At 69.2% G+C, this 14,777-nt stretch carries 13 protein-coding genes and 1 pseudogene; 5 read left to right on the top strand and 9 right to left on the bottom strand.

The genetic code is table 11. The features are described 5' to 3' along the window. Positions 1–185 precede the first annotated feature (185 nt). The 5 genes from ABZ382_RS02785 to ABZ382_RS02765 form a co-directional block, all read right to left on the bottom strand. On the bottom strand, positions 186–677 hold the full coding sequence (locus ABZ382_RS02785) for a hypothetical protein (RefSeq protein WP_357082929.1): 492 nt from the start codon (positions 675–677) through the stop codon (positions 186–188). 30 nt (positions 678–707) lie between these two features. Then, the gene (locus ABZ382_RS02780; RefSeq protein WP_357082926.1) at positions 708–1,286 is read right to left on the bottom strand and encodes a GNAT family N-acetyltransferase; all 579 of its coding nucleotides are present in this window, start codon (positions 1,284–1,286) and stop codon (positions 708–710) included. A gap of 31 nt (positions 1,287–1,317) precedes the next feature. After that, a complete protein-coding gene (locus ABZ382_RS02775) occupies positions 1,318–2,217 on the bottom strand; it encodes a Ku protein (RefSeq protein WP_357082923.1) in 900 nt (299 codons plus the stop codon). A 108-nt stretch (positions 2,218–2,325) separates the two neighbouring features. After that, complete coding sequence (locus ABZ382_RS02770) at positions 2,326–4,065, bottom strand: long-chain fatty acid--CoA ligase (protein WP_357083997.1); 1,740 nt, start codon at positions 4,063–4,065, stop codon at positions 2,326–2,328. A gap of 130 nt (positions 4,066–4,195) precedes the next feature. After that, positions 4,196–5,014, bottom strand: coding sequence for an alpha/beta fold hydrolase (locus ABZ382_RS02765; protein ID WP_357082920.1), 819 nt, complete (start codon positions 5,012–5,014; stop codon positions 4,196–4,198). Positions 5,015–5,127: 113 nt separating this feature from the next. Here ABZ382_RS02765 and ABZ382_RS02760 point away from each other — a divergent pair, with 113 nt between their 5' ends. Beyond that, a complete protein-coding gene (locus ABZ382_RS02760) occupies positions 5,128–5,739 on the top strand; it encodes a TetR/AcrR family transcriptional regulator (protein ID WP_357082917.1) in 612 nt (203 codons plus the stop codon). An 81-nt stretch (positions 5,740–5,820) separates the two neighbouring features. Beyond that, a complete protein-coding gene (locus ABZ382_RS02755; RefSeq protein ID WP_357082914.1) occupies positions 5,821–6,945 on the top strand; it encodes a molybdopterin-dependent oxidoreductase in 1,125 nt (374 codons plus the stop codon). Between the two features lie 15 nt (positions 6,946–6,960). Here ABZ382_RS02755 and ABZ382_RS02750 read toward each other — a convergent pair whose 3' ends face one another. Further along, positions 6,961–7,950, bottom strand: a complete 990-nt coding sequence (locus tag ABZ382_RS02750; protein WP_357082911.1) for a diiron oxygenase — start codon at positions 7,948–7,950, stop codon at positions 6,961–6,963. 291 nt (positions 7,951–8,241) lie between these two features. Between ABZ382_RS02750 and ABZ382_RS02745 the strand changes: the two are divergent. Together ABZ382_RS02745 and ABZ382_RS02740 are read left to right on the top strand one after the other, a co-directional pair. After that, a pseudogene (locus ABZ382_RS02745) lies at positions 8,242–9,830 on the top strand (FAD-binding protein). Then, positions 9,827–10,183: a ferredoxin family protein gene (locus ABZ382_RS02740; RefSeq protein WP_357082908.1), complete on the top strand. Its 357-nt coding sequence runs from the start codon at positions 9,827–9,829 to the stop codon at positions 10,181–10,183. Before ABZ382_RS02745 ends, ABZ382_RS02740 begins: the two are co-directional and overlap by 4 nt. Before the next feature lie 20 nt (positions 10,184–10,203). Here ABZ382_RS02740 and ABZ382_RS02735 read toward each other — a convergent pair whose 3' ends face one another. The 3 genes from ABZ382_RS02735 to ABZ382_RS02725 all read right to left on the bottom strand — a co-directional run bounded on the left by ABZ382_RS02735 (position 10,204) and on the right by ABZ382_RS02725 (position 14,053). Continuing rightward, positions 10,204–11,793 (bottom strand): FAD-dependent monooxygenase, encoded by a 1,590-nt coding sequence (locus tag ABZ382_RS02735; protein ID WP_357082905.1) that lies wholly within the window; start codon positions 11,791–11,793, stop codon positions 10,204–10,206. Between the two features lie 57 nt (positions 11,794–11,850). Further along, on the bottom strand, positions 11,851–12,471 hold the full coding sequence (locus tag ABZ382_RS02730; RefSeq protein ID WP_357082901.1) for a TetR family transcriptional regulator: 621 nt from the start codon (positions 12,469–12,471) through the stop codon (positions 11,851–11,853). Between the two features lie 73 nt (positions 12,472–12,544). Continuing rightward, positions 12,545–14,053: a PucR family transcriptional regulator ligand-binding domain-containing protein gene (locus ABZ382_RS02725; RefSeq protein WP_357082898.1), complete on the bottom strand. Its 1,509-nt coding sequence runs from the start codon at positions 14,051–14,053 to the stop codon at positions 12,545–12,547. 164 nt (positions 14,054–14,217) lie between these two features. On the opposite strand from ABZ382_RS02725, the gene uraD reads away from it, so the two are divergent. Next, positions 14,218–14,733 carry a 2-oxo-4-hydroxy-4-carboxy-5-ureidoimidazoline decarboxylase gene (gene uraD / locus ABZ382_RS02720; protein WP_357082895.1) on the top strand — a complete coding sequence of 172 codons (516 nt, stop codon included), beginning with the start codon at positions 14,218–14,220 and terminating at the stop codon, positions 14,731–14,733. Positions 14,734–14,777 lie beyond the last annotated feature (44 nt).

Here is a 14,777-nt window from a genome sequence, read left to right as displayed (position 1 = left end):
GTTCCGGTCCAGCAACGCGCTGGGAGCGCGCGACCAGCGGCGTGTCCGGCGACTGCCACCGCCGAACGGAGTGCCGCCCAGCGAGTTGCACTGTGCGGCGGCCGCGGTGGTGATGCCCGGCGCTGTGAGTGCACGCGCGGGTGTGGGACCGGGAGTGCTTCCTCGCCCCCTGTCGCGCGCCGTTGTTACGGGGCCGGGTGCGTCGGGAGCGGGTCGGTGGACTGCTCGGCAAGCGCGGCTTCGACATTGGCGAGACCGGCCCGTACGCCGAGGCCGTAGCCGTCCTCGTCGAGGGCGTCGAGGCGGTCGTGGGCGGCGGTCAGATGCCGCTGAGCGGTGTCGAAAGCGCCGAGGCGGCGGTAGTTGTCGGCCAGATTGAGGTGGAGCGAGGGGTAGAAGCCGCGCACGCTCAGGCCCGCGTGGTGGGCCTGAGCGCGTTCGTCGGTGAGCGAGTCGGCGGCGTCCAGGGCGCGGATGTCCCAGGTGAGGGCGTCGGCCGCGTGGTCCTGGAGGTCGGCGAGGAAGTGCGCCAGGGAGACCCGGTGCAAGGGGTCGCCGCCCGCCCCGATGTCGTCCCACAACGCGGTCAGCTGTTGGCGGGCCGTCGTCGGATCGCCTTGGCGTCCAAGGGTTACGGCGTCGTTGATGGCGCTCATGGTCGAATCGGGGGCGGTCATGACGGCGACCGTAGCGGGAGGGTCCGACAACTAGCGGGCGGGCCGCCCGTGACGTCCGTCGCCGGTGATGCGGCCGCGCCGGATGAGGTCGCGTTTGGTGCCGGGGCCGAGGGTGACCTGTTCGTCCTCGCCGGCGGCGCGGTCGTCGGGGTTGGGGCGCACGAACAGCGTCACGGTGGTGCCTTCGGTGAATCCGTTGCGGCGCATCATGGCCGCGGAGGCGGTGTTGTGGATCTCGACGTCGGTGACGATGCGGGCCGCGCCGTGCCGGAACAGCAGGTCGCAGCAGGCGGTCATGAGTTTGCTGGCGACGCCGCGCCCCTGCACCTCGGGGGAGACGGCGATCCACTCCAGGTACGCCCAGTCCTCGCGGAGCTCGAATTCCATGGAGGCCAGCACGAATCCGACCACCTGATCCGAATCCACCGCCACCCAGCAGGATTTGCCCGGGCTGTCGAGATGTTCGGCGACCGAGGTCAGCGACCACGAGGTGTAGGGCTTGGCCTGGGTGTCGAACACCTGGTAGCCGAGGTCGATGACCTGCCGCAGGTGTCCGAGCCCCATGGGCACGATGGCGATGTCCGGGTGGATGGATATATCGGGATCCATGCCGACAGTTTGCCAGGTGGGTGCTGGAGGGTCAGGCACCCTTGCGGGTCTGCTTGGCCGGAGCCTTCTTCGCGGCCTTCTTGGCGGGCTTCTTCTCGGCCGCCTTCTTGGCGGGCGCGGCCTTGGCGGCCGGGGCCGATCCGGTCGCGCGCCCGGACGCCTCGAGACTGCGCTGCAGGGCCGCGACCAGGTCGACCACCTCGGCGTCCATCTCCGGGGCAGCCGCTTCCGGCGCCCGGGTGACCTTGCTGGAGCCGCTGGCGATCGCCTCGTCGAGCAGTTTCTTCAGCTCGATCTGGTATTCGTCCACGTAGAGGCCGGGATCGAAGTCGTCGGACAGCGTGTCGACGAGGGTCTCGGCCATCTTCAGTTCCTGCGCCTTGGGTTCGGCGACGCCGTCGAGCTTGTCGAAGGCCACCGACCGCACCTCGTCGGGCCACAGCAGGGTCTGCAACACCATCACGCCGTCGCGCACCCGCAGCGCGGCCAGCCGGGTCTTCTGCCGCAGCGTGAAATGCACCAGCGCCACCCGATCCACCCGTTCGAGGGTCTTGGCCAGCAGCACATACGCTTTGGGCGTGGTGGAATCGGGTTCCAGATAGTAGCTCTTGTCGAAGAGAATCGGATCGATCTGCTCCGAGGGCACGAATTGCAGGACCGGAATTTCGTGCTTCTCCGCGGCGGGCAGTTTCGCGAAGTCCTCATCGGTGAGAATCACCCGGTCACCGTCGGGCGATTCATAGGCCCGATCGATATCGGAATACTGCACCGGCTGCCCGTCCACGGTGCACAGCCGCTCGTACCGAATACGCCCACCGTCGGCGGCGTGGACCTGGTGGAACTTGATGTCGTGGTCCTCCGTGGCGGTGTACACCTTCACGGGGACATTGACCAATCCGAACGCGATGGAGCCCTTCCAAATGGACCGCATTGCCCGATACTACTTCGGACCGGCATTCCCGACAGATAACACGCCGCCGACCTGGGGTTTCAGGTCGGCGAGGTAATCGTGGTGCGCGCCCGTCACGGGCGTGGCGGGTCAGCGGTAGAGGGCCTCGATCTCGGCGGCGAATTTCGCCGCCACCACGGCGCGCTTGAGGGAGAGCTTGGGCGTCAATTCGCCGGACTCCTGGGTCCAGTCCGCGTCGAGGACGCGAATCCGCTTGATCCGCTCGGCATTCGACACCGTCGCATTGGCTCGCGCGACTACCGCCTCGATCTCCGCCAGGAGGGTCGGGTGGGCGGTGAGCTGGGTGAGCGGGGTATCCGCGGCGACACCGTGGCGCTGTTTCCAGCCGGGCAGGGCCGCGGCGTCGAGGGTGATCAGCGCGCCGATGAACGGGCGGCCGTCGCCGACCACCATGGCCTGGTTCACCAGTGGGTCCGCCCGCAGCACATCCTCCAACTGCGCTGGGGAGACGTTCTTTCCGGCCGCGGTGACGATGATCTCCTTCTTGCGGCCGGTGACGGTGACGAAGCCGTCGGCGTCGATCTCACCGAGATCGCCGGAGCGGAACCAGCCGTCCTCGAACGCCTCGGCGGTGGCCTGCGGATTGTTCCAGCGGCCACCGAACACCACCGGGCCGCGCAGCAGGAGCTCCCCGTCGGCGGCTACCCGCACCGACTGGCCCGGAATCGGCCGGCCCACGCTGCCCACCCGGATCGAGCCGGGGGTGTTGAGGGTCACGGCCGCGCTGGTCTCGGTCAAGCCGTAGCCCTCGTAGACGGTGATGCCCGCGCCCCGGAAGAACTCGCTCAATCGGGCTCCGAGCGGTCCGCCGCCGGAGACGGCCTGGGTGCAGCGGCCGCCGAGCGCGGAGCGGATGCGGGCGTAGACCAGCCGGTCGAAGAGCTTGTGTTCCAGGCGAAGCTGCAATCCCGCGCGACCGGTGTCCCGCGCCCGGCTCCAGGCGATGGCGGTCGACACGGCGCGATCGAATACGTGTCCGCGTCCGGCGTCCCGGGCTGTCTGCTCGGCGGTAGTGAAGACCTTCTCGAACACGCGCGGCACCGCTAGGACGAAATCCGGTCGGTGCGTGGCGAATTGCTGGGGCAAGGTGCTCCAGTCGGAGCTGTGCACCACGGTCGCGCCCGCTTCGACCGCGCCCACCGAGATGACCCGGGCGAAGACATGGGCCAGCGGCAGGAACAGCACGGTCTTGCGGCCGGGGCCGAGCAGTCCGTCCGCGACGGACACGACCGCGTGCACCTCGGCGGCGAGATTGCCGTGGGTCAGCACCGCGCCCTTGGGGCGGCCGGTGGTGCCGGAGGTGTAGATGAGCGTCGCGGGGGAGTGCGGTCCGATCTGGCGCAACCGCTGGCGCACCGCCGCGTCGTCGAGATCGGTTCCGCGCCTGACGAGTTCGCCGACCGCGTCGGCGTCGATGGTCAGGATCTCGCGGAGGTCCGGTGCGTCGGTGCTCGCCTCGATCGCGAGGGCTCGATGCCGCTCGGTTTCGGTGATCAGCAGTGCCGCGCCGGAATCCCGCAGGATCCAGCGCACCTGGTCGGCGGCGGAACTGTCGTAGACGGCCACCGTGCACGCCCCGACCGCCCAGATGGCGTAGTCGAGCAGCACCCACTCGTAGCGGGTCGCCGAGTGGATCGCCACCCGGTCGCCGACCTGGATTCCGGAGGCGATCAAGCCCTTCGCCACCGCGAGGACCTCGTCGGCGAAGTCGGAGGCGGTGACGTCGAGCCATCGGTCGTCGGCTCGCGGGCGCTGGAACAGCACCAGGTCCGGCGACTGCTCCCGATGGCGGTAGACGGTCGCGGCCATCGAAGCGGGCGCGGACGTGGAAGGAATTGGGGCGGAGTGGTATTCGTGAAGCCGGGTGGCGGCGTGGGTCATCGTCTTCCTGTGGAGTCGAAGGGATTGCGGAGGCGGGAGGTGCGGAGTTCGGTCGCGATTACGTGGTGACGCCGGCCGTCGTGACGCGGTGGCGGGCGACGAAGTCGGCGATGGTGTCGGCGACCAGGCCGGGATTCTCGAGCGCGGGCACGTGGCCGACGCCGGGCAGCAGGCGGTATTCCCGGTGTTCCGGGAGGTTTCGCTGATAGAAGACGCCGTAGCGCGCCCGCGGGAGGAACGCGTCCCGCTCGCAGAGGGCCAGCATCAGGGGAACCGTCACCTGGTCGAGGTGCTTCGCGCCGCCGTGCCGCAGCCCCATCAGCAAGGTCTGCAGGTAGGCCCGGCAATGCGTGGCGGCGCGCAAGGTGTTCAGGGCTTGTTCCGGGGTCAGCGCGTCGACGTCGGCGACCAGACGGCGTAGCACCTCGCGCTGGATCGGCCGGAGCCGCAGCACCCGGTCGCCCAGCAGGTGGCCGCCGACCGCGAACGGGAAGTACGCCAGGAACCGGCCGAGCATCGCGAGACTGGTGGTCGAGACGTGCCGCCAGCCGCCGGCCGGCGCGATCGCGAGGACCGAGCGTGCCCTGCCGCGTCGGCCCAATTCCAGTGCGACCCAACCGCCCAGCGAATTGCCGACGATGTGCGCGGTCTCCCAGCCCGCGTCGTCCATCGCCCGCTCGACCGCTTCCGCGTAGGCGGTGATCGAGCTCGAGCGCAGCGGCCGCGCGCCCCAATGTCCGGCCAGGGTCACGGCGAGCAGCTCGTGAGAGCCGCCCAGCCGTTCCGTGACCCCGGTCCAGATGTGCTGGGCCAGGGTGAACGGGTGCAGTAGCACCACGGGCTCGCCGGAGCCGGTGCGGACAACGGGGACGGTCATCGCCGACGCCTTTCTCGGAATGGCCGATCCGGTGCGGCCAGGAGGGTGACTCGGCGGTAAGTTACCAGCGGGGCATATGTTTGAAAATTGCCCCGAACAGGGCGGAAGGGCATATGGCGACGAATATTGGGACCAAGAAGATGCCGCGCGGGGAGCGTGAACGGCTGATCCTGGACGCCGCGACCCGGCGCTTCGCCGAAGACGGATACGCCGCGACCTCGCTGGCGAATGTGGCGGCCGCGGCGGGAGTGACGAAGCCGCTCATCCACAGCTACATCGGCCCCAAGGACGCGTTGTTCGAGGCCTGCCTGGATCGGGCGAGTGCCAATATCGCCGCTCATGTGCGGGAGCGGCTGACCGATGTGGCGCCCGGGCTCGCCATGGCCGACGCGGTCTTCGTGGCCGTGTTCGAGGCGCTCGAGCCGCGGCCGCACGACTGGCCGCTGCTCTATGACACCGTCGTTCCCGGGGGCAGCCCGGTGGCCGCCGCCGTGCGCGAACATCGCTGGCGCGTAGCCGAACTCGCGATCGACGGCGTGCACCAGGTGACGACCGTCATGCGCGTCACCGCGCCCGACGATATCGACGCGGCCGCCCGCATCTGGATGAGCACGCTGTCCACCCTCGTCCGCTGGTGGCTCGCTCACCCAGAGAACTCGGCGGCCGACATGGTCGCCCGTTGGCGGCGCCTGGTCGATGGCCTCACGCGAGCTCTCGCGCCGTAGGGGACGACTTCGGCGGCGGGAAGGTCATCCGGGACCGGTGATCGCGGGAACGTTCCGGCCGGTGTCCGCGATAATGCGTATATGGGCCGTCGAATCGCTGACGCCAGCGCTCGTGCTCGGCTGGCCGCACCGGGTGAAGGCATCGGCGTGGACGAACTCGCCTTGGCCGCTCGCAACCACGGCATTCCCCTCGAGGCGTTGCGGTACGACGTGACGCCGCCGGGCCTGCACTACGTGCTGACCCACTACGACATTCCCTATGTCGACCCGAGCACGCTGTGGCTGTTGAAGATCGGCGGGCGGGTGCGCCGTCGGCTGCGGCTCGACGTGGCCGCGTTGCGGGCGTTCGCCCAGGTGACCACGCGGGTGACGCTGGAGTGCGCGGGTAATGGGCGGGCGTTGCTCACGCCGCGTCCGGTGAGTCAGCCCTGGCTGGTCGGGGCGGTGGGCACCGCCGATTGGACGGGTGTGCCGCTGCGCCTGCTGCTGGCGGAGGCCGGGCTGGAGGCCGACGCGGTCGAGGTGGTCTTCACCGGCGCGGATCACGGCGTCGAGCGTGGCGTCGAGCAGGACTACCAGCGGGCGCTGCCGGTGGAGGTGGCCATGAGCAGTGACTGCGGCGTGCTGGTGGCGTACGAGATGAACGGCGTGCCGCTGCCGCCGCAGCACGGATATCCGATCCGCCTGATCGTGCCGGGCTGGTATGGCATGGCGCATGTGAAGTGGCTGCGGGAGATCACGGTGTCCGACGCGCCGTTCACGGGTTACCAGCAGGCCGTGAACTATCGGATCCGGCAGGAGATCGGCGAGGCCGGTGAGCCGGTGACCCGGATCGTGCCGCGGGCGCTGCTGGTTCCGCCCGGCTTCCCGGACTACATGTCGCGGTCGCGGGTGGTGCGACCGGGCCCGGTGCCGCTCGAGGGACGGGCCTGGTCCGGGCAGGCGCCGGTCGCACGGGTCGAGGTGAGCACCGATGCCGGGCACAGCTGGCACGATGCGGAACTGGATCCCGACCAGGGCCGCCGCTGGGCGTGGCGGCGCTGGCGTTTCGACTGGACCGCTACCCCCGGCGACTATCTGATCGGTGCCCGGGCGACCGATGCCGACGGCAACACCCAGCCGCTGGACCAACGGTGGAACCGCGGCGGTTTCGCCGTGAATCTGGTCCAGCGGGTCCCGGTGCTCTGCCTGGAGGCCGACGAGTGACCGGGACCCGTCGGGTCAGGCCACCCGGCGGTCGGGTTCGCTGCGGTAGCGGGAGTGGTCGCCGTCGATGCCGAGCGTCTTCCACAGTCGCTTGGTGACCGGGTTCATCAGGCCCAGTTCGTCGGCGAGGGAACGCATGTCGCCGAAGTAGCCGGTCAGGATCTTCGACGCGGTCGGCGACTGCCAGAACGCTTCCTTGATGACCTCGCGCGGAATATCGAAGGTGCGCGCGAATTCCGGCGGTGGGGCCATGATCTCCCCGGCGAGCCAGCGCATGGCGAGCGGGAAGGCGATCCCGCAGAAATTCTGGTACATCGGGCTGCGCCGCGGGATGTGCCTTTTCAGGAACTCGTTGGCGAAGGAGATGTGCCGGGCTTCCTCGGCGATATGGATCTCCATGCAGCGCACCACCGCGGGCGGCAGATTCGCGCCATTGCGGATGACGGCCTTCTGATAGTGGTCGATCGGTTCCTCGCCGCCGAGAATGCCGATGAACAGAATCGGCCAGGCATATCCGCCGGCAACGCCGATGAGCGGTGAGAGCTTCCGGAAGAAGGGCCGCATTCCCGGCACGTCGACGCCGATCCGGTTCACCAGCTCCTGGAACATCTGGATGTGGTTGCACTCCTCGGTCATTTCGTGGAGGCAGTAGCGAAACTCCGGCGACCCGTTGGGCAGCTTCATGATGTACTGCATCATTCCGCGGATCAGAATGCTCTCGAAGGCCGCGCCGACCTTGATGGCATTGGCGATCCGCCACTTGCCGATCTCGATCTGCCGCTGCAGCGGCTGGTCCCGGTACCACTGGGTCGCGCCCAGCGGGTCGATATCGGGTTGCAGCACCCAGCGCGGATCGTGCGGGTCGATCGCGAATTCGGGGGAGTCCCAGGGGATGTCGAGATACGGATCGAACCGGCGGTACACCGATCCCTCCGACAGGGTGTGCAGCACGTCCGCGTATTCGTGTGCCTCGGTTCCGGTGCCCGACCTCGTCGTCAGAGCCATCATTGCCTCCTCGTCTGTGTACCGCGCCGCCCGGGCGTCGGGCGGGGGCCGTTCCTGTGCGGCGCGACACACACCACGGTAAGTGCTAACCACGGTTACATACAACCCTGAATGTATGCGTGTCCGAGTGGAGGTCGATCGTGTGCTGGTCGGACACCGCGCCGGACGCAAGCGGTTTGCCACGATGTGGGAAATTCCGCCGCCAAAGGATCGGCCTGATCGCAACTCTTCGGCGAGCGCGACCGGCCGCCTTACCGTTCCGGCACCAACTCTCCCGGGAGGACTGTGCCGATGAGCGAACCATGGCAGACCAGGACCGACGTACTGGTGATCGGCGGCGGACCCGCCGCGTGCTGGGCGGCGGTGCACGCCCGGGAAGCGGGGGCGGAGGTGGTGCTGGTCGACAAGGGCTACTGCGGAACCAGCGGCGCCACCGCGCCTTCGGGCACCGGTGTCTGGTACGTCGCCCCGAGGCCACCGCCCGCGCCACGGCCAAGGCCAGTCGTGAGGCGCTGGGCGGGCATCTGGCCGACCACTATTGGATGGACCGGGTCCTCGATCAGACCTACGTGAACATGAACCGGCTCGCCGTCGAGGGCCGCTACCCGTTCCCGGCGGATCCCGAGACCGGCGAACCCCTGCTCACCGGTGTGCAGGGACCGGAGTACATGCGGCGTATGCGCGCGTGGGTGAAACGGCTCGGCGTGCGGATCCTGGATCACGCGCCGGCCCTGGAACTGCTGGTCGATGCCGACGGCGTGGTGCGCGGAGCCGCCGGATATCAGCGGCATGACGAGCGGGACTATCGCGTGCTGGCGGGCGCGGTGGTGCTGGCCACCGGCGGCTGTGCCTTCCTGTCCCGGGCGCTGGGCACCAATGTCGACACCGGCGACGGCGCACTCATGGCGGCCGAGGCGGGGGCGCGGTTCTCGGGCATGGAGTTCTCGAACGCCTACGGCATCGTGCCCAAGGGCTCGACCATCACCAAGACCGCCTATTACGGCTACGCGACGTTCTTTCACGCCGACGGTCGCGTGCTCGAGGGCGCGGGTTCGGCGCAGGGTCGGTCGGTGATCGCCCGGACCCTGTTGTCGGAGCCCGTCTTCGCGCAGCTGGACCGGGCCGACGCCGACGTGCAGGCCCGGATGCGGCTGGGGCAGCCCAACTTCTTCCTCCAATTCGACCGCCGCGGGATCGACCCGTTCACCGATCGCTTCGAAGTGGACCTGCTCGCCGAGGGCACGGTGCGCGGCACCGGCGGGATCGATGTCGTCGACGATGACTGCGCGACAACAGTTCCCGGCCTGTACGCGGCGGGCGACGCCGCGACCCGGGAGCGGATCTGCGGCGGATTCACCGGCGGCGGCAGCCACAATTCGGCCTGGGCCATGTCATCGGGCAGTTGGGCGGGCCGGGGCGCGGCGCGGTTCGCCCTGCGCGCGGGACGGGTCGATGCGGCCGCGGTCCGGGGCATCGGACGGGTCGGATTGCGGCCCGAGACAACCGAATCGGTGTCCGCGGACGAGGTCGTATCGGACGCGCAGCGCGAACTGATCCCGTTCGAGAAGAACTATCTGCGCCACGGTGATCGCATCCGGCCCGCCCTGGCCGAACTCGATGCTCTCTGGGAGCGGGCCGCGCGTGGTCTCGGCGGCGTGTCCGGCGTGGACCGGGTCCGCGCACGGCAGGCCGCCGCCATCACCGCTGTCGGTCGCCTGATGTACCGATCGACCTTGGCGCGCACGGAGACTCGCGGGATGAGCAAACGCGCCGACCATCCGGAGCTGGATCCGGGCCAGCACCACCACATCCTGTCCGGCGGCCTCGGTGAGGTGTGGACCGCGACGTCGGCGACCGCACCGGTGGCGGTGGCGTCATGATCGAGCTGGTGCGCGCCGAGGACTGCATCGCCTGCGACAAGTGCGTCGACGTCTGCCCGACGGATGTCTTCGACCGCACGGAGAGCGGAATCCCGCTCATCGCACGGCAATCCGACTGCCAGACCTGCTTCATGTGCGAGGCGTACTGCCCGGCCGACGCCCTCTATGTCGCGCCCGAGGCCGCCCCGCTCGGGGACCGCGCCGCGATCCCCGAAGCCCACATCGGTCGCTACCGCGAGCAACTCGGCTGGGGGAAGGGCCGCGCCCCGGGCAGTCTGGTCGCGGTCGGCCCGGCCCTGCCGCACGGCACGCTCCCACCCCGTGTGATCGAGCCGGGCCGACCGGTTCGGTGAGCGCGCCCGACAACGAGCCGTCAGCCTGCGCGGGATCCGTCATTCGCCCGATCGCTGGTACGGGGCGCGCCGAACCAACGCCGCAAGGCGGTGCGGAGGCTGTCGGAGCCGGCAGGGGAGAAATCGTCGCTTGCCCAGGCTACGTAGCCGTCCGGGCGGATCAGTAGGGCTGCGGCCGGGGGTTCGGGCGAGGTGGCGGAGATGAGTGTGACGCGGTCGGCCCAACCGTCTGTGTCAGCGGCGGGATCGGCGGTGAATGTCAGGAGGATGGGGCGGGCGGGGCGCAGCAGTTCGGAGATTCGGGTGGCGCCGCTGCCGGTTTCGAAGCGGTAGTCCGGGCAGAAGCGTCCGGACAGGGGGTGGGTGTCACCCACCTCGTAGCGGATGTCGGATCCGGCGAGGAGGTCGGCGATATGGGTGGCCACTTCGGGGAGGTGGAGTAGTTCACCGAAAAGCTCTCGGAGCGCCGTGATTTCAGGCCCGGGGGAGACCAACGCCGATTGGGAGAGGGAGTGCATGGCTACGCGGTCGGCCACCGGGTGGCGTTCGGATTCGTAGGTGTCGAGGAGGTCCTCGGGGGCCCAGCCGTGCAGTTCGGCGGCCAGCTTCCAGCCCAGGTTGACGGCGTCCTGGAGACCGAGATTGAGGCCGGGGCCGCCCATCGCGGAGTGGACGTGGGCGGCGTCGCCCAGGAGCAGGATGTTGCCGCGGCGATAGTGCTGTGCCACTCGGGTGTTCTGGCCGACGGTGCGGCGCAGGTTGTGGGGGCCGGGGCCGGTGGGCGGGGTGATCGGCCACGGCGTGCCGAGGACTCGTTCGACGCTGTCGCGGAGTTCGTCGAAGGTCATGGGGGTGGTATCGGAGAAGCGCTCGCCGCCTTGGAACTCGACGGTGCCGATGAGGGGGCGGCCGGGTTGCAGTTCGGCGAAGACGAAGACGCCGCGTTCGAGGCGGTGATGGCCGGTGCCGAAGCGGCCGACGCCGGGAATGTCGATACCGCCGCCCGGGACGTGGAACTCGTCGGGGATGGTGGCATGGCCCACGCGGGCGACATGGGCGTCGGAGGTGATGCCGGGGAAGTCGATTCCGGTTCGCTTGCGCACCAGGCTCTTTCCGCCGTCGGCTCCGACCAGGAAGCGGGTACTGATCCGATAAAACCCGTCCGGGGCGGAGATCGACACGGTGACCCGATCGTCGGCGGGTTCGAGGTCGGTCAGTTCGTGGCCCCAGCGCAGGTCCACGCCGAGGTCGATGGCGCGTTCGGTGAGGATGCGGACCATCTCGGGTTGGGGTTTGAGGACGAGGTGCACCGGATTGGGTTGCACGGCGGTCAGATCCAGACGCATGCCGCCGAACAGGTACTGCGGCACCGGGACCGGCGGTCCGGGGTTTCCGGTGAACGCGCCGTGCAGGCCGCGCATGTCGAGTACCCGGGCCACCTGTCCGGCCAGGCCGTTGGCCTTCGGTTCGAGGCTGGGGGCGGGCAGTCGGTCGAGCACGATCGGTCGGAGGCCGGTGAGAGCCAGTTCGCAGGCGAGCATGAGCCCATTGGGTCCGGCTCCGGCGATGACGATGTCGGCGAGGTTTTCGGGCACGGTGTTTTCGGGCATGACAAATAGACCTCTTGTCGCTGAGGGTATTCGGTGATGACCGGCTGAGCGGCGCTGCTAGGCCGGTGGTTCGGGCAGGCCCGCCGCGAGAGCGGCCATGGCCTGTCGGAGGAGTGGGGGCAGCAGGACCGGCGGGTCCGCCCGCACGTAGATCTCGAAGGCGGCCTGCTGGGCGGTGGCGGCCGCACCCGCGACGAGCCGCGGATACATGTCGCGGTCCGGATCGGTGCCGGTGCGTTCGGCGATCGCGGCGATCAGGTCGTCCTCGAAACCCTTGGACAGGATGGCCCGGGTCTCGGGCGCGGCCATCAGTTTCCGGGCTTCGGTGAGTTGTTCCGGGGTGGGGGCCCGCCCGCCCGACTCCGAGAGCTCGGCTTCGAGCGGCTCGACCATGGCGGCCGTCAGCGCTGTCCAGAGTGGCTCATGAGCCGGGCGCGAGCGCAAGATCTCGATGGCGCCACGGATTCGGGCGAGCTGACGGTAGGCGAGTGCCTCGTGCTTACCGGAGAAGTAGTTGTTGAAGGTGCGCACCGAGACCCCGGCGCGCGCGGCGATGTCCTCGCGCACCACGTTCTCGAGTCCGCGCTCGAACATCAGCTGGAGTGCCGCGTCGCTCAAGGCCTTTCGGGTATCGGCCTTCTTGCGTTCGCGGAGGCCGAGGTGCTGCTCTTCCGGCATGAACCCAGTATGCGCAAAACGTGCCCAGTGGGCAATGTTTCTCGCTGGGAAAGTTTAGTGCGGGGTCGGGCGGTCAGCGCAGGGCCAGGGCGAGGAAGAAGTCGACGCGGTCCTCGAGGCGGGACAGGTCGCGCCCGGTGAGTTCCTCGATGCGCTGGATGCGGTAGCGCAGCGTGTTCACGTGGACGTGCAGCAGATCCGCGCATTTGGTCCAGGAACCGGAGACCTCGAGGAAGGTCTCGAGGGTGTGGACCAGGTCGGCGCGGTTGTCCTGGTCGTAGACGCGCAGGGGGTCGAGGAGGCGCACCCGGAACATCCGGCGCACCTCGTCGGGGACGCTGGCCAGCAGCAGCATGTGGGTGGCGAGCTCGTCGTGGCGGACGACGCTGGTGGGTTGCTGTCGTTCGGCGGCCATGCGGCGGGCGTACCGTGCCTCCTCGACCGCGCCGCGCAGCCCCTCGCCGTCGACCGCGCCGCTGATGCCCACGGACAGGCGGCTCAATTGCAGCCCGGGTTCGAGGGCCTCGATGGCGCGGTGGATGTGGTCGTCGAGGGCCTGCTCGTCGCCGAGCGCGACCAGCAGGATGACCTCGCCGTCCACGACGCCGATGGCAGGGCTTCTGCCGTAAAGGATTTCGCGCAGCACCGCGCGCAGTTCACCGGGGCGCACCGCGCCGGAGTCGGCGGTCGCGGCGACAGCCAGGTAGCGGTCGGACAGACCCAGCCCGGTCAGCTCCAGCCGCGAGATGATGTCGGCGGACTTGGCCTCGGACATGATCAGTTCGATCAGTTCCTGCGCGAGACGGCCCTCGGCGCTGTGCCGGTCGTCGTGGCGGGCGCGTTCGAGCGACACCACCGCCGCGAGTTCGCCGATGAGCGCGCGGCGTTCCTCGGGCCAGTCCTTGAAGTCGCTCTCGAAGACCAGGAACCAGTCCGCGATGCGCGAGGTGGCGTCGGCGTCGACGGCGAACAGCGTGTACCGGATCTGGTTGTGGGACAGCACATGTGGCAGTCGCCGCGCGCTCAGGACCGCCGACCGCACCTGCTCGGGCAGGTCGCGGGTGGGCCCGGCGACCACGCGGCCGATGGACGACACCACCCAGCAGCGGGTGCCGAGCGTGCGATGGACGAGGTCGAGGACCGAGTCCAGTCCGCCGCCGGACACCAGCTGCCGATGCCGGTCCAGGATGGCGCTCAGGTCCGCGGCCCGCCCCGAGGACAGCTTCCGGTTGATGGTCTCGGTGACGGTCGCGAACGCGATCTGCTCCTCGACCCGGAACAGCGGGATTCGGTGTTTCTTACAAGCCGCGACCAGATCCTCGGGCGCTTCGCCGTAGAGCGCGTCACCGGCGGCGAGCGCGGCGACCCGGGCACGGGCGAGCGCGCCGACGAAGGTGTCGCTGTCCTCGGGACTGTGCCGCCATTGCAGCCCGGTGAGCACGAATTCTCCGCCGGAGAGGTACCGGCCCGGGTCGAGCATGTCGGTGGTTACGACCCAGCGTACGAAGCGGTCCAGCTCGTCCTCTCCGGAGACGAGCCGCAAGCCCAGATCGTGCATGGTCAGCAGGGAACGTAACCGCATGATTCTCGAGGCTAACAGTGAGTGACGCGGTGGTTACCGAACTTGGATGTAACTACGAACGCGCCCCTGTGAAGCAGGCCACAGGTTCGGAGGTCTCGTCCTATCGGGCACGACCACCCCCCGGGTTTAGTGGTTGACACACGCCAAACACGGATGGAGGTCGGATGTCGAGTCGCCTGGAATGGCTCGGTTCGCTGCCCCTGGAAGAAGCCGAGACGCACCTGCTGACCTGCAACGCGTCCCGGAACTGGGCTCGCAAGATGGTGGCGAACCGGCCGTACGCGGACGAGTCGAGTCTGATCGCCGCGGCCGTGGCCGGGGTCACCGAGCTGAGTTGGATCGATGTCGAGGAGGCGCTCTCGGCGCACCCGCGCATCGGTGAGCGCACCGCGGCCCGGCACCAGTCCGAGCGGGAGGCCAAATGGTCGGCCGACGAGCAGTCCGGCGCGACCGACGCCGACGCCCGGGTGCTGGCCGACCTGGCCGCCGGAAACCTGGCCTACGAGGAACAGTTCGGCCATGTCTTCCTGATCCGCGCCGCCGGTCGCAGCGCCACCGAGATGCTCGAGCAGCTCCAGCACCGCCTGGGCAACACGGCCGCCGAGGAGCACCTGGTCGTGCGGCGCGAGCTGGCCGACATCACCGGTCTGCGCGTGCGCAAGCTCCTGGAGGGCGTGTGAGTCCCTCCACCACCGTCTGAGTCCCCACTCCTTCTCTACGTACC

The sequence above is a fragment of the Nocardia sp. NPDC005825 genome (assembly GCF_040630175.1).
Taxonomy (GTDB): domain Bacteria; phylum Actinomycetota; class Actinomycetes; order Mycobacteriales; family Mycobacteriaceae; genus Nocardia.
The sequence above is the reverse complement of the archived record's forward strand: the minus strand, read 5'-3'. Positions and strand labels throughout refer to the sequence as shown.

What these genes read in the sequence shown, in the direction of transcription:
- ABZ382_RS02725 (WP_357082898.1), bottom strand. Translation starts at nt 14,053, where the DNA reads ATGCGGTTACGTTCCCTGCTGACCATGCACGATCTGGGCTTGCGGCTC.
- ABZ382_RS02755 (WP_357082914.1), top strand. Translation starts at nt 5,821, where the DNA reads ATGGGCCGTCGAATCGCTGACGCCAGCGCTCGTGCTCGGCTGGCCGCA.
- ABZ382_RS02775 (WP_357082923.1), bottom strand. Translation starts at nt 2,217, where the DNA reads ATGCGGTCCATTTGGAAGGGCTCCATCGCGTTCGGATTGGTCAATGTC.
- ABZ382_RS02785 (WP_357082929.1), bottom strand. Translation starts at nt 677, where the DNA reads ATGACCGCCCCCGATTCGACCATGAGCGCCATCAACGACGCCGTAACC.
- ABZ382_RS02760 (WP_357082917.1), top strand. Translation starts at nt 5,128, where the DNA reads ATGGCGACGAATATTGGGACCAAGAAGATGCCGCGCGGGGAGCGTGAA.
- ABZ382_RS02765 (WP_357082920.1), bottom strand. Translation starts at nt 5,014, where the DNA reads ATGACCGTCCCCGTTGTCCGCACCGGCTCCGGCGAGCCCGTGGTGCTA.
- uraD (WP_357082895.1), top strand. Translation starts at nt 14,218, where the DNA reads ATGTCGAGTCGCCTGGAATGGCTCGGTTCGCTGCCCCTGGAAGAAGCC.
- ABZ382_RS02730 (WP_357082901.1), bottom strand. Translation starts at nt 12,471, where the DNA reads ATGCCGGAAGAGCAGCACCTCGGCCTCCGCGAACGCAAGAAGGCCGAT.
- ABZ382_RS02735 (WP_357082905.1), bottom strand. Translation starts at nt 11,793, where the DNA reads ATGCCCGAAAACACCGTGCCCGAAAACCTCGCCGACATCGTCATCGCC.
- ABZ382_RS02780 (WP_357082926.1), bottom strand. Translation starts at nt 1,286, where the DNA reads ATGGATCCCGATATATCCATCCACCCGGACATCGCCATCGTGCCCATG.
- ABZ382_RS02770 (WP_357083997.1), bottom strand. Translation starts at nt 4,065, where the DNA reads ATGGCCGCGACCGTCTACCGCCATCGGGAGCAGTCGCCGGACCTGGTG.
- ABZ382_RS02750 (WP_357082911.1), bottom strand. Translation starts at nt 7,950, where the DNA reads ATGGCTCTGACGACGAGGTCGGGCACCGGAACCGAGGCACACGAATAC.
- ABZ382_RS02740 (WP_357082908.1), top strand. Translation starts at nt 9,827, where the DNA reads ATGATCGAGCTGGTGCGCGCCGAGGACTGCATCGCCTGCGACAAGTGC.